Below are 14,498 nucleotides of genomic sequence, written 5' to 3' on the forward strand. Positions count from 1 at the left end.
TATCGATATGATCGCTACACCCCGTTTTGCCATCGAGCAAGCACTGCGGAAGGTGCCATTCAGCATGTCTGCCGACCATGTCCACCAAGCGCACGAAATCTATTATTTGCTGGCAGGAGAGCGCTACTACTACATTAATCAGCGGGTATACGCGCTCCAGAAGGGCGATCTGATTTGGATCAGCAAACATGATTTTCACCGTACGAGTAACAAGGGTAGTGGTAGCCATGAACGGATTTTGATTAACTTTGATGAAGAATTTGCAGCCTCGTCAATGAATGTCTCTCCCTCCAGCGATCAGAACCAGCTTCTTCTGCCAGAAAAAAGCTTTCTGCTTCGTCCCTCCGCGGAAGAACAATGCGAGCTGGAGCATCTATTCCGGCAAATGCTAGATGAATACCACCAAGAACATGCCTACCGCCAACTATATCTCCAAAGCTTGCTACTCCAGCTCCTTATCCGCATCCGGCGCATACAATCGGCCACTGCCGATACCATTGCACCGGAACGTAGCGAAAAGCAGCAGCGCGTGTACTCGGTCATTGCATACCTGCATGTTCATTATGACGAGAGCCTGTCGCTAGATCAGCTGGCTGAGCATTTTTATATTAGCAGCACGTATTTGTGCCGTATTTTCAAGCAGACAACAGGTTTTACTTTAGTAGAATATCTTCAGGATGTGCGGGTGCAGCAGGCTCGTGCGTATTTGAGAGAAACGAGCTGGAAAGTAACCTCCATTGCTGAAAAAACGGGCTTTGACAGCATTGCTCACTTTGGTCGTGTATTCAAGCATCTTACCGGGCACACCCCGCTACAGTACCGAAAAAAATACAAAAAGGAGTAGAGGAATGCCCCTACTCCTTAACTCCCATCAAGGTGATGCCTTCAATAATTTGCTTTTAGACAATAATGAAGATTTCGATTTAAGATATTTTTTGTAGCTTGGTAAGCGAATAGGTGCGGCCACCATCTGAAGTATAAAAATAATTGAATGGACTTAAGAACTCGCAAACCTGGAATGTGTCCAAATTAATAACGATGTAATTAGGACCATACGAAAAATCGGCTTCCCCTGTTCCAAAGGTTCTCGGAGTTTGAAGACCCGAAGGATCGGTGTAATCCATAATATGGGTTACATCTCCTTTTACATTACGATAATAGCTGTTACTATACAGCCATGACCCCTTATTGATTTCAATCAGTAATGCATTTGGAGCAGAATAGGGTGCACTACTGGAGAACGACCCCAAATATACGCCCTTTACTTCAGCTACTGAAATGCTCATATCTCTAGCGGAATACCCATTTGGGGTATACCAGGTTTCGTGGTTTTCCCAATTGAGTCCCGTTAAGATATTATCTCCGTTGCTGCGGATCGTTGAAAGATCATAATACAATACGACTCTGGAAAGGTCAGCTGTACAATTGATAATGGCAGAGGCACCCGATGGATTAGAAGCATTCCACATCAATTTATAGCTGCCTTTTTCTTCACCTGTCGCAGAACCAATTACAATCGCATATTTACCTGCCGGGATATTAATGTATGCTTGACCTCCGTTTGCTTTAACACCCCATCCAGTAGAACTGCCTAACGAGCCGTTGGCATTGACATTGTACAGAATAGCCAACAGATTTGGATTGCTGGAATCCAGCTTTAGGAATGATAGCTGCTTTGCAGTGAGAGAAACCGCGTAGCTATCAAATGAATCACTGAGAGTGCCATCTCCTACAAATACAGGTTCAGAGATACCCCATGCGCTTTGCGGTTTAACGGTTCTGCTCTGGGTTGAATCTGTGGAAATCTTTTTCGCTTCGTCCGGAGATATTTCATCTAGATTTTCAAATTTTTGAGTATCCATTGCAGAATACGGTATGGAGGACATGGATTGAATTTCTGCCTTCTTCGTCTCTTCCTTAGCCGCTTGCGACGTTGTTTCACTTGCCGCGAAAGAGGGAACTACTGAAACACTGTACATGAGCAGTATTGCCAAAATAAAACTAACACTTTTTCTGACAAATTTCATAATGTACTCCTTTCACGATTGAGATACTTATTTTCAAAAAATTAGTAAGCTTCGTTCTAGGAAGTCATCTACATGATCATCTCTAAGATGCATAACGTAAAAGTCTATATCACTCGCATTCTCCTTTCGTAGTTTTGAATATGAGTCAATCGTTTCTTCTGTTGTGTCTAGATTATTAAATAGTACAGAAGAAATTTCAATGGACTGGCGTAGATAGTATGTTGATGTCGTAAACAGCATGAAATACGAGTAAATTTCCGTCCGGACAACTAAAAGAGGGTGTCGCAAACCAGCTGTAAATTAGCTGTTTCGCGGCACCCTTCATTAATTTGGGCATGCCTTTCTGATGATAGGACTGATTACGCCAAGGGTATCAGTACGACGCTACATTTCGTTCAAAAGACTTCAAGAAAGCATACTGTATTTATAATATTCACTGCAATACATCATCTGAATATACCTCAAGCAGGTTAGTAATATAATTCCTGCTCACAGGGAGATTGGTAATCTCATGACCATTAAAAATATCGACGGAATATGGATAAGTTATTTTTACTCTGTAGATTTTAGATTTTGCAATTACATACGACCTATGTATCTGGATAAAATTTTCACAGCCTAATAACTGCATCACTTTGTTTAAGGTTCCTCTAAGATAGATTTCCTCTTTTGTTGTATGATAGATTATCGTATGATTATTCACTTCCACAAAAACTATATCACTTTGACGAACACTATTTATGGTGGACTCTGCTATGATAGTGAACACTCGCTCCGGTTTTTTTTGCTTCACTACTCTATCCAAAAATAGCGAAAGTCGCTTCTCGTCAATAGGTTTTTTCAAGAAGCCCATTGCTTCCACTAAATATCCGTCAATAGCACGAGCAGAATCAACAGTAACAAAAATGATAGGTACCCGATTGCCCATTTTTCGGATATGCTTTGCTGTAGTCATCCCATCAATATCTTCTTCACTACTTAGCGAAATATCGAGCAAAACTACGTCTATATCTATGTGAGCATTAAGATATTGAATTAATTTCTGGGACGAATAAAAATCAGCACATTGCAGCTCTATATTTTTATTTAAAGCCCACCGAGATATAGACGCTTTTAACGCATCGCGCCAATAACATTCGTCTTCACAAATTACGACCTTCACGGCATACCACTTCCTTCATTTGTACAGTTAAGATACAAGTGTTGAAAATTTATGGTCGGTGGCTACAGCCTGCGGCGCTTTACCGAATTGCTTGATATGTGATTCTATGACGGGGACGGGCAATTCATCTTCAGACGGGTTTCCTTCATAATACGGCGTAGCACGAGACGACTTATTTGGAATCTTTTTTCCCTCGACAACAACAACTTCTACATGGGCGACTCGAATTCCTTGCTTGTTTTTAAGGCGAAACTCTGACTTTTTAAGGGGTAACTAATCAGAACCTGGAAAACAATTTTTAACAAAAGCTTAACAGACCCAGAAGCTGGGGGCCAATGAAAAGGCAGCCCCACAGCGCTTGATGCTTTTTCTGCATCTTGTCACCTTCCTCCCCGGTCACAGCCCATCCCGTGCCTACTTGACCGCCTTGGATATGATCTGATTCAACTTTTCAATGGTTGCCGCAGCATCCTGCTTGCCCAGGAACATCAGGTCGATGGTTTCCGTGATATCCGAGTTCAACCCCGGCACCTGAGCATCATAGGCCAGTGCAGATCCATGAGCATGCCCTATGTTACATCCCTCAGTCAAATAGCTTGAATGCTCAATTGTCGCCTTTTTCTTAATGCTCTCATCTGCCGCAGCAAGTGTACCCATGGCATTCCCGCCTTCAACTAGCCGCGCCTCCTGCCCCTTCACAGAGACGTAGAATGCTGCCAGCTTCATGGCCTCTTGCACATGCGGACTATTTTTGTTTACAGCTACATAGGCAACCGGAATGGCGACGGGCTCATTCTTACCGGTATTGGATGGCCAGTAGATATAATCGAAGTCGAGGCTTTTATTTTGACTAAACAAGGGCTCCAGCCATCTTCCCGCCGCCAGCATGCCGACTTGATTGGACATGAACATCGCGTCAGCCCCTTGCCCTTTGGGAAACGAGCCGAGATATACCGCATTTCCCTTTTTCACCATATCGTACATAAAACTGAAGGCTTCCTTGCCCTTTTCATTGTGGTCCAGCACATATTTGCCTTGTTCATCAAAGATCTGACCGCCATTCGACCACACCCATGAATACCAGTGAGCCCACCAGTTTTCCGCAATATAACCCTGCTTTCCAGCTGCCTTCAGCTTGGATGTAACCTCCTCAAAAGCATCCCAGTTCCACTTGCCTTCGTCATAGTATTCTTGCGGCGTCTTCACGCCTGCTTCCTTAAATACCTTTTTGTTGTAATACATGACCATCGGGTTGGAGTCGGGAGTGACCCCATAGATTTCCCCGTCACGCTTTGCCGGTCCCCACAATCCTTCCGGAAAATCCTCAGCCTTCACATCACTCGCATCACTATTTAAAAACTCACCCAAAGGCTGCACCTGCTTCGCCCCGATCAAACGCGCAATCGTCGGTTCATACGCATAAAACACATCCGGTCCGCGACTTTCCTGAAGCTGTGTCAGCAGCTTTTGCTCATATTGGTCTCCCGGCACAGGCACCAGCTTAACCTCGATATATGGGTTTTCCTTTTCAAATGCATCCAGCGCCCGCTGATACACCTTCACCTCCGCAGGATTACCCCAAGCCAGTATCGTAAGCCGCACTTTTTGCCCGTCTGTGTTCTTTATTTTGGGAGAGGTACTGCATGCCGCTGCAAGCAAAAACAGAACGCTGAGGAAAAATCCAATCTTTATCCAGCTCATGTAATTGTCCACCTTAACCGCCTCCTGTAGCTTCACTTGGTTGTATGTCTTCTTTTTTTGAAACGCTTACAAAACTTTCCCTATCATCATATGTAGGAGGGCGAGACACGATATCCCCATTTTCATTTCTATATAAAATTTATTGTTCTCGACGAGATCTGCATATCAATGTTGCTGTAAAACGAACAAGGCAGCCTTTGAAGCAAGGCTGCCTTGAATATGCTAATAAGCTACAAAGCGGACAACGATCCCTCAGGTTGCTCCGCTCTGACAAGCAAAGCTGCTTGGGCAGCGGCAATGCGGGCAAATGGCACCCGGTACGGTGAGCAACTGACATAGTCCAGTCCGCTGCGGTGACAAAAGAGAATAGACTCACTATCCCCGCCATGCTCGCCGCAGATACCTGTCTCCAGAAAAGGCTTTTTTGCCCTGCCTTTGACAACAGCCCATTCGATCAGCTTGCCTACGCCATCCTGATCCAACACCTGAAAAGGGTTCGTTTCCAGTATGTTTTTTTCCATATAGGAGCCGAGGAATTTACCTTCAGCATCATCTCGACTGTAACCAAAGGTCATTTGCGTCAGATCATTGGTTCCAAAGGAGAAAAAGTCCGCGTACTGGGCCACGCTATCTGCCAGCAGGGCTGCTCTTGGAACCTCAATCATGGTGCCCACCCGATACTTGAACCACTTAAATTCCTCGCTAAGCACCTGAACGGCTACCTTATCAACCAGTTCCCTCATTTGCTTGAGTTCATTGGAGTGACCGACCAGCGGAATCATAATCCCCGGTCTCACATCCACGCCCCTGCGTAGTGCCGCTTCCGCGGCCTTAAAGATCGCTTCAATCTGCATGTCGTATATCTCTGGAAACAGAATGCCCAGCCGAACACCGCGCAGACCCAGCATAGGGTTAATTTCCCGTAGTTCATGAACCTTGGAGATAGTGCTTTTAAGACGCTGGAGCTCCTCTGCATGGCCGCCGGAAAGCACAAGCTCCCGATGTCGCTCCTGAAGCTGTTCCAGATTCGGCAGGAACTCATGTAACGGCGGGTCCAGCAGGCGAATCGTCATCGGTAAACCGTCCATCGCACTGAACATAGCCTCAAAGTCAAATTGTTGCATTTGGAGCAGACGATTCAAATGAAGAATCCGCTCCTCCTGATCATCGGCCAAAATCATCGCCTGAACGATAGGTAGACGATTGCCAGAGAAAAACATATGCTCCGTCCGACATAGCCCGATGCCTTCGGCTCCAAATTCACGGGCTTTGACTGCGTCGAGTGGCGTATCCGCATTAGTGTAGACCTTCAACGTCCGAATGCCGTCCGCAATCTCCAGCAGCTTCAGTAACTCCGGTGTAATAACCGGCTCATTGAGCGACAGACTGCCTTGGTACACCTGTCCGGTGGTCGAATCGAGTGAAATATCCTCCCCTTCCTGAAAGGTCAGGGTACCGATACTGACGCTCCGACTGCTCAGATCAATGCTCAGCGCGTCACAGCCGCAAATGCAGGGTTTACCCATGCCCCTTGCAACCACAGCAGCATGGCTGGTCATCCCACCTCGACTCGTCAGCACCCCTTCGGCGGCAATGATTCCGTGAACATCATCGGGTGAGGTCTCCACACTGACCAGGATGACTTTTTGCCCATCCTTCGTCCAGTTCACTGCCGTATCCGCGTCGAATACAATACGCCCACTCGCTGCGCCAGGCGAGGCTGGCAAACCTTGGGTAATTGCCTCCAGCGGTGTGGAAGTATCAATGGAGCGATGCAGCAGCTGGTCCATGTGGGACGGTTCGATCCGCTGGATAGCCTCCTCTTTGCTGATAATCCCTTCCTCCACCAGATCCACAGCTATTTTTACAGCCGCCTGCGCCGTTCTTTTGCCGCTGCGCGTCTGTAGCAGATACAAATTGCCTTTTTCAATCGTAAATTCGATATCCTGCATATCCCGGTAATGACACTCCAGCAATGAGGCCAGCTCTTCCAGACGATCATAGACTAGCGGCAGCTCTTCCAAAAGTTGTGGAATAGGGTTAGGCGTTCTTATTCCTGCCACGACGTCCTCTCCCTGAGCATTTACCATATACTCACCGTACAGTTCCTTCACACCTGTGGAGGGATTGCGAGTGAAGAGCACTCCGGTTCCGCTATCGTTGCCGAGATTGCCAAACACCATGGCCTGAATGCTCACTGCTGTTCCTTGTTCATCTGGAATGCCGAAAGCCTTCCGGTAAACCTTGGCACGCATATTGTTCCAACTGCGGAATACAGCCTCCACCGCCAGTTGCAGTTGCTGATACACATCCTGTGGAAACGGCTGTCCACTCCGCTCTGCGACAAGATCTTTATAATTTGCGATCAGTTCCTTCCATTCTCCTGCGCTAACCTCTTGGTCACTGACACGCCCGTTAGTTTGCTTGCTCTGCTCCTGAAGCTGATTAAAATGGATGGAGTCTATCCCTAGCACGACCTCGCCGAACATTTGAATAAATCTGCGGTAACAGTCATAGGCGAAGGTTTCATTTCTCGACTGTTCTGCCAATCCACGCACGGTTTCATCATTCAGACCCAGATTCAGAATCGTATCCATCATACCGGGCATTGAGGTTACCGAGCCTGAACGGACAGATACCAGCAAAGGCCGCTCCGTATCTCCGAATATAGCCGACTGCGCTTCCTCAATGTCGTGCAGGGCGATTACGATCTCCCCCAATAAGCCCTCCGGAAGCTTGCCGCCTGAAGCAAAGTAGGCTCGGCACGCCTCGGTGGTCACCGTGAAGCCGGGAGGGATCGGGAGACCCAGTGTCGTCATTTCCGCGAGATTAGCGCCTTTTCCTCCTAGTAGCGCTTTCATCCCCAACTTACCTTCGTTAAATGAGTACACTCTTTTCAGCATTAAATTCATTCCCTCCACTTATCGAGATACATGCCTGAATTAATCTATATGTCTATTTAAAGTTGTAACACAAATCAGGAGGAAATTTCAATATATATGACGTAATATATACCTATAACATTCATTTATGATGTTTTAATTAATGAATAAACTTATTTATAAAACACTTTAATTCGGAATTAGACGTATATCGGGATAGAATGACACGACTTAAAAAAACAAAAAGGACATCTGTCTAGACGTCCCTTTGCTCAGCTCAGATTTTATTTTTCTACATCTCTGTTAGCATCTTTTCAAAAATATTATAGCCGTTCGTTTCGCCTATATACGTATAACCGCATTGTGTGTAAAACTCGCTAAGCTTGTCATTTCCCGCAATACAGTCTAAACGGATTCGATCCTTGCCTGTGAAGTGGATGCCTTGTTCAATCCATTGCATCAGCTCACGGCCTAGCCCCTTCCCGGTGCTATCGCGATCCACAACCAAACGATGCAGATATACTGAGGTTCCTCCTTCAGAATCCGTTTCGTCTAGTCCCCACAACTTACGGTCCCATGCACTGGGCTGCTGCTGCAAGATCACTGCGCCTGCCAGGCTATGGTCCTCCGATGCTCGGAAAATAACCACTTCTCCGCGTGCAATAGCGCCGCCCAAGTTGTGATCATCTTTTCCTTTAAGTAAGTTGCCCCATTGCGTGGAGCCTTTGCTGTGCAGCCATCTGGCCGTCTTTAAAATTAACTCCTGAACCTCAGCCTGATCTTCAGTGCTTGCCTGAAAAGCCATTAATTCTGGTGTGACGGATGATTTGACAATAGTCATTGATGTCATGCTGCACCTCAACTCTCAAATTTTCCTTATGTATAAAATATAGCATAAAAAATGAGCGTCTGACTTCACCTGTTCTTTTTTGCAACAGCGGTTCCTTCCGCTTGCCAGACATGATTCTTTTTGCTCCTGCTCGTCATCCATACCAGCATACACTTGGTCTTCTAGTAGCTTCCCATATCGCCCATACCCTTCACAGAATTTTAGAGGCTCTCTATAAGGAAATTTCAAATAGTTCCAAAATAATTCAAAATTTTATTATATTCTCCAAAAAAAGAAAATTGATTCTACAAATTGGTTGTTATATTGATTTTGAGAACTCCTACCTTATATGTACGTATTTGAACAAGGGGAGGAAATTTTGATGGGTGCTATCGAAGATTACCGACGCGAGCTTTATAGAATTGCTTGGAGAATGCAGTATCATACAAAACGCAATCGGAAACGTGAAATTTCTTTAGAATCCAAGCCTAATCTCTTTCAAACCTCGTTTTCGGAAGAGTCTGATAACAAAATAATGATGCAATCATATATTAATAGACTAAGGTCTGAGGTAGGCAAAAAGGTCATCTATGAAATTTACATAAACGATAAAACGGAAGGCCAAGTTGCCAAGGAACTACATATTACACAACAGGCGGTGAACAAATGGAAAAAGAAGGCACTTCACGATTTATGTCAGATGATGAGTTTATGAAATTAGTAGAACTTGCCCAAACCAAATCCGATGTAGAGGCTATGAATGCAATTTTTCAATATTTCGATCCAGATATTAAACGATTAAGTAAATTTATCCGTATGCCAAAAGAAGATGCCATCCAGAGTATGAAAACCGAACTTCTTGAGTTTATCATGAAAAAATAAGAGTCCTTGGCGATAAGCTGCTTCCGGTTACTCTACTGGAGGCAGCTTATTTAGCTTTTGCTGTGGTTGAGGTCTGTTGTAAAATAAATCCAACACACTCCTCAACTCTTATTTTTCCTTGCCCATATTTCGGATATTATATTGGATAAACCAGCGGGGTATTCCAATATATATTCTAAGGGGCTCAGAAGGGGAATTTCTTTATCCAGAAAAAAATGCATGTTCAGGTTGTGTAGTTACAGCCCCCAACTCCTACATATGTGTAGGGGATAATCGGAGCAAAGCACATGAATAAGAGAAGATTCATGTCTTCGTAATTTTCACGATTTGGTTGTAATTCACAGCCTTAAATCACCTACATAAGTGAATGAGAATTGAAGACTGATATCAAATAAATGTGGAGCCATTTAGATGTCAGCGACTCCATCAATTCCTCACAAAAAATCAGGAGGTTGATATATTATGGCAAGATCACGAGAGTATGCAGCAACAGTAACGGCAAGTCCGTATCAATTACTAAAAATGAGTGAAGCACAACGTGTCGCATTAGAGAGCGGTAATTTCAGAGGTGGTTCTGCCAACACAGCTGCAATCGTAGCAGGGCTGACAGGAATAACAGCTACGGTTCTGGGGCTGGTCTTCGTTGCAAGTACACCAGTAGGGGTAGCAATGGGAATTGCTTCCCTCGCCTCTACGCTATTTGCCTCAGGCACGGGTTCGACAGTCGAAAATGTCATTAGCGACGGTATTGCGGGCATTGATAAAATCAACACTCAAATTGCCCTTTACGGTGGAAGATACGATCTTTATCAGATTAAATTCCCGTTCCTTGAGTACACTCTACAAGACGGTACCGTTATCCGTTTTATTTCGGGTAATGGCGTTGTGCAAAAAGCACACTCCGGAAATGGATGGGAAGTTTTCTAAGACTGATTCCTAAATAACTGAGAAAAAGGTCGGTTGAGTTTGACAACCGACCTTTTTTCATACAAACTAACTACTCCTTCTGGAAAAGTTTATCGATTGAATTTTTGAACGAGTGGTAGTCGAATTCGTTTGTTATCATATATTCCTGCCTATAATTTTTTTCCTGATTAAAGATAGATACTAACTTATTATTCTTAAATGTAATTTCATACTTCAATGTTGAATCCTGATTGCTTTTCGGGCGGATGATAATAGTATAGTAAAAAGGAACTTTATCCCCGTTATTCATTCCGCTTGTTTTTTTAAGCTCAATGCCAGATAATTGATCCAAAATTGCTTTAACTCCACTCTTTTCCATCACATGCACGTTATAATCGACTGGTTCATTAGTAATTTTAGTGTGCGTTCTTATAATCTGAAGATAGACATTATCCATATCGACCTGATCCAACACAGCTTTTTGAATAGAGGTATTTAAATTCAAAAAATAATAAGTGCCATAAATGCCCCATGCTAGTACTAAAACAATAACAACTGCAATCTTAATAGTTCGATTCTTCATCAATTCACTTCCTTATTTTTTAGTATGATTTCTTTAAAAAGTATAAAATGAGAAAATAGGATTCTCCGATTAAAAAAAGCAACTTATGCATCCATGTTTCTTGTGACATAAATAAAAACAGAACAATTTCGACTGAAATCATAACCATAATCACTTCTACAATCGTATCGGTTACATTACTGGTCCTATGATTATTCTGGTATTTTTCGTACAACGTCCGGCCAATCAAACGGATAGCGTATATACCCATCAACCAGTCATAAATATAATGGGTGGATTATTATATACAATTCGCACTGTTAATGTAGCCAAGAAAATTATTAAAATAAGGAAATTTGGATTCTTTAGCATGTTCTCTCCTCTCACTGTATTTACAATTATTATACAATAACTACATACATATTCCATACTCTGGTATTTAGATTGTCTAGGTTTTTTGGGGCTTGTTTTACTTGTTAATATCGGCATTGGTTTGTGGCATAAAGATTTTAAATATTTCCCTTACCTTGTATGACACTTACTCTATCGCCAAAAAGGAAAAAATTATAATGAATATACTAAGGACTTTCGTGATATATTCACAAGAACAAATGTTCTATATTGAGAGGGGGTACAGCATGATTGACTACTCAAAACTTCCCCATCACGAGGTCGCCTGTATTTATTGCCAGTCTTTTATGCTTCCATTGAAGCTGTAGACAGAGGGCTCGGCCCACTTACTACCCTCTTAGCAGTTGTAGGCGATAAAAATCGCCCCGGCTCCGTAATTCTTGTGGCTTCTCCAGCTTTAAAAAACAATTCGGTATCCGGACAGGAAACCGACTATATGAAATCCCTCCCGATCCGCGTATCCAGATGGTAAATGCTCAGATGGGACTGTACCTGGACACATCTATGACTATTACTAAATTACTAAACCAGTACGTACCGACTGAAGCTATTTCTACATATTCCGTTGATGAGAGTTGGATTACCTTAGATGCCACAGCACACCTACACGGGACAACACTCGAAGCAGTTCAACGTATCCAGAAAGATATTCTTATGCAGCTTAGATTACCGTCCGCAGCTGGAATCGGTCCGAACAAGCTCCTTGCAAAATTGGAGTTGGACAATTACTCCAAGAAAACAGGGATCGCAGAATGCACGTACCAGGATATTCCCCACCTGCTGTGGCCGCCGCTGGTGAAAGACATATGGGGGATTGAAAGAAAGATGAAGAAAAGGATTAATTCAACAGGGATTTATCAGCAAGAATATACAATTCGCTTAGCCCTTCTACAGAGCTACTCAATTTGTCTAAATGTAAAAAGCGACCTTCTATGGTCGCTTTTATATATTCGGCGTTACTCCCTTGTTTTATGCAGTACAGACCTTTGTACTATTCTTTTTTTAAGTCACTCCGTATGTATGAAATAGGAATCTTTTTTATCAGTCTTCCACATGGGTGATGTGGTACATTTTAAGGTTAATATAGGAAGACCATCGTTGCTGGAGAAACCTAGTTTATAAGTTTGATGGTAGTGATTCCCTAAAATATCTCTAAACGAAACGACTAGATTGAAGTTTTTATACACTATGTTTCGAACCGGCAATATCAATAACACCTTCATAGCTTCAGCAGCGGTAAACTTTGGACTCGCTTATTTTCACTATTCGTCTTCCGATTTTCTCTAAGTGTTTCGTTAAAAATAAATATGGTCACCGATCCGCTGAGGAATGCCCCGAACATACTTCCATAAAATCCAATCCAGTTGCTTGGTGGCAGTGGCTTTATCCAATTCGGTAGATCTATTGATAAGATCCCGTAAACAGCCATAGCTAAAGAAACACTTAAAGCTAGTAACAAGATAACCATCCATCGAATTAAAGAAAAACACTCTCCCTTTCCAATGGATTGTCTCAATTTTTTTGAAAAATGATGTTTTAACATAATTACCTCTTTCTAACATAAATTTTTAAATATATCTTACTGGAATGTACAATTAGATGCTACTTTAATATCATACCATTCAGAGAGACAGCCCCTGCCTCTCTTTTTGATCTCAGCAAATCAAATTGTGTAAATTTAGCCTATTAGCAAAGGCAAAATTAAAGATATATTGGTATTATTGGATCAAATAACGGAGGTGGACAGGGTGAAAACCACGGGAATCATTAGACCCTTGGATAGTTTGGGTCGTATCGTAATCCTTTAAAAGTATCCTGACTCTTCACAAAATTTTTATGCCGATTGGCGTAAAAATATCTAATTCTAAATAATAACCAATGAAAGACGGTATTTATAATGGATGAAATCATATCAGTTAAAGATCTCACCTACCTGTTGTCCGATCATCATACAATGGACAAAAATGTGGAGCTGCTACATCTCAAATTTACACAGCATGTATGGGACGAAATACTTCTTCTGTCTGATTACCTAAACGACACGGCACAAGTTATATACCAACAGCTGCAAGATGCTCGCTTTTTTTTAATGAACCTTTTGAATTAAGCCTAGAAAAGAAAAAATATATATCATTTTATACATAAATATACCCACATAACCAGCACTGCTGGATTCAATGAAGAATCTTTTCTTTCACTCTTCACAACTAAACGTGAGATTGATACCTACTGTTGATCCGCATGGTTGACCCACTATAATCAACATCAACTATAGTAGCTTCCTGAATGGTCAAGTCAATTTTTCGTTTTTACGCCCTCTGCTAACCATCCCATGATATATCCCCCTGCAACCACCAGTTTTTCTGAGCCAGATGGATGATACACCCCACTTTTCCAACAAAAAAAGAACCAACACAAGCCGATATAATCGCCCGGGTTCTTCACGGAATTTTAGGGGTTTCTGCACGGCAATTTCAGATAATTCCAAAAGAATTCAAAATTTTATTATATTCGCTAAAAAAAGAAAATTGATTCTATAAATTGGTTGTTATATTGATTTTGAGAACTCCTACCTTATATGTACGTATATGAACATAAGGGAGGAAATTTCCGATGGGTGCTATCGAAGATTACCGACGCGAGCTTTATAGAATTGCTTGGAGAATGCAGTATCGTACAAAACGAAATCGGAAACGTGAAATTTCTTTAGAATCCAAGCCTAATCTCTTTCAAACCTCGTTTTCGGAAGAATCTGATAACAAAATAATGATGAAATCATACATTAATAGACTAAGGTCTGAGGTAGGCAAAAAGGTCATCTATGAAATTTACATAAACGATAAAAAGGAAGGCCAAGTTGCCAAGGAACTACATATTACACAACAGGCGGTGAACAAATGGAAAAAGAAGGTGCTTCACGATTTATGTCAGATGATGAGTTTATGAAATTAGTAGAACTTGCCCAAACCAAATCCGATGTAGAGGCTATGAATGCAATTTTCCAATATTTCGATCCAGATATTAAACGATTAAGTAAATTTATCCTTATGCCAAAAGAGGATGCCATCCAGAGTATGAAAACCGAACTTCTTGAGTTTATCATGAAAAAATAAGAGTCCTTAGCGATAAGCTGCTT

Annotated in this window: 13 protein-coding genes; 6 read left to right on the forward strand and 7 right to left on the reverse strand. The window is 42.5% G+C overall.

Going from position 1 to position 14,498, the window contains the following annotated elements; genetic code table 11:
* Positions 1-7 precede the first annotated feature (7 nt).
* On the forward strand, positions 8-844 hold the full coding sequence (locus MHB54_RS11500) for a helix-turn-helix transcriptional regulator (protein ID WP_023986586.1): 837 nt from the start codon (positions 8-10) through the stop codon (positions 842-844).
* A 79-nt stretch (positions 845-923) separates the two neighbouring features.
* Here the strand turns inward: MHB54_RS11500 and MHB54_RS11505 are convergent, their stop codons facing one another.
* From MHB54_RS11505 to MHB54_RS11525, 5 genes are all read right to left on the reverse strand, one after another.
* Positions 924-2,027 carry a hypothetical protein gene (locus MHB54_RS11505; RefSeq protein WP_023986585.1) on the reverse strand — a complete coding sequence of 368 codons (1,104 nt, stop codon included), beginning with the start codon at positions 2,025-2,027 and terminating at the stop codon, positions 924-926.
* Positions 2,028-2,460: 433 nt separating this feature from the next.
* A complete protein-coding gene (locus MHB54_RS11510; RefSeq protein WP_023986584.1) occupies positions 2,461-3,189 on the reverse strand; it encodes a LytR/AlgR family response regulator transcription factor in 729 nt (242 codons plus the stop codon).
* Between the two features lie 414 nt (positions 3,190-3,603).
* Positions 3,604-4,902, reverse strand: a complete 1,299-nt coding sequence (locus MHB54_RS11515) for an ABC transporter substrate-binding protein (RefSeq protein WP_319640918.1) — start codon at positions 4,900-4,902, stop codon at positions 3,604-3,606.
* A gap of 218 nt (positions 4,903-5,120) precedes the next feature.
* Positions 5,121-7,793, reverse strand: coding sequence for a pyruvate, phosphate dikinase (gene ppdK, locus MHB54_RS11520; RefSeq protein WP_053324425.1), 2,673 nt, complete (start codon positions 7,791-7,793; stop codon positions 5,121-5,123).
* 271 nt (positions 7,794-8,064) lie between these two features.
* Positions 8,065-8,622 (reverse strand): GNAT family N-acetyltransferase, encoded by a 558-nt coding sequence (locus tag MHB54_RS11525; RefSeq protein ID WP_071559472.1) that lies wholly within the window; start codon positions 8,620-8,622, stop codon positions 8,065-8,067.
* A gap of 361 nt (positions 8,623-8,983) precedes the next feature.
* Between MHB54_RS11525 and MHB54_RS11530 the strand changes: the two genes are divergently transcribed.
* From MHB54_RS11530 to MHB54_RS11540, 3 genes are all read left to right on the forward strand, one after another.
* Positions 8,984-9,316 carry a hypothetical protein gene (locus MHB54_RS11530; protein WP_039275274.1) on the forward strand — a complete coding sequence of 111 codons (333 nt, stop codon included), beginning with the start codon at positions 8,984-8,986 and terminating at the stop codon, positions 9,314-9,316.
* Complete coding sequence (locus tag MHB54_RS11535) at positions 9,268-9,483, forward strand: helix-turn-helix domain-containing protein (RefSeq protein WP_235322353.1); 216 nt, start codon at positions 9,268-9,270, stop codon at positions 9,481-9,483. The genes MHB54_RS11530 and MHB54_RS11535 overlap by 49 nt, the downstream gene beginning before the upstream one ends.
* Before the next feature lie 462 nt (positions 9,484-9,945).
* On the forward strand, positions 9,946-10,410 hold the full coding sequence (locus MHB54_RS11540) for a hypothetical protein (RefSeq protein WP_023986578.1): 465 nt from the start codon (positions 9,946-9,948) through the stop codon (positions 10,408-10,410).
* Between the two features lie 70 nt (positions 10,411-10,480).
* On the opposite strand, the gene MHB54_RS11545 is transcribed toward MHB54_RS11540, so the two are convergent.
* Entirely contained in the window at positions 10,481-10,972 is a 492-nt protein-coding gene (locus MHB54_RS11545; protein ID WP_023986577.1) for a hypothetical protein, read from the reverse strand.
* A gap of 831 nt (positions 10,973-11,803) precedes the next feature.
* On the opposite strand from MHB54_RS11545, the gene MHB54_RS11550 reads away from it, so the two are divergent.
* Positions 11,804-12,391 carry a Y-family DNA polymerase gene (locus tag MHB54_RS11550; RefSeq protein WP_235322432.1) on the forward strand — a complete coding sequence of 196 codons (588 nt, stop codon included), beginning with the start codon at positions 11,804-11,806 and terminating at the stop codon, positions 12,389-12,391.
* A gap of 190 nt (positions 12,392-12,581) precedes the next feature.
* Here the strand turns inward: MHB54_RS11550 and MHB54_RS11555 are convergent, their stop codons facing one another.
* Positions 12,582-12,905, reverse strand: coding sequence for a hypothetical protein (locus MHB54_RS11555; RefSeq protein ID WP_023986575.1), 324 nt, complete (start codon positions 12,903-12,905; stop codon positions 12,582-12,584).
* Positions 12,906-14,259: 1,354 nt separating this feature from the next.
* Between MHB54_RS11555 and MHB54_RS11560 the strand changes: the two genes are divergently transcribed.
* On the forward strand, positions 14,260-14,475 hold the full coding sequence (locus MHB54_RS11560; protein ID WP_235322351.1) for a helix-turn-helix domain-containing protein: 216 nt from the start codon (positions 14,260-14,262) through the stop codon (positions 14,473-14,475).
* The last annotated feature ends 23 nt before the right edge of the window (positions 14,476-14,498 follow it).

This window comes from Paenibacillus sp. FSL M7-0802, assembly GCF_038004945.1.
GTDB lineage: Bacteria > Bacillota > Bacilli > Paenibacillales > Paenibacillaceae > Paenibacillus > Paenibacillus polymyxa_B.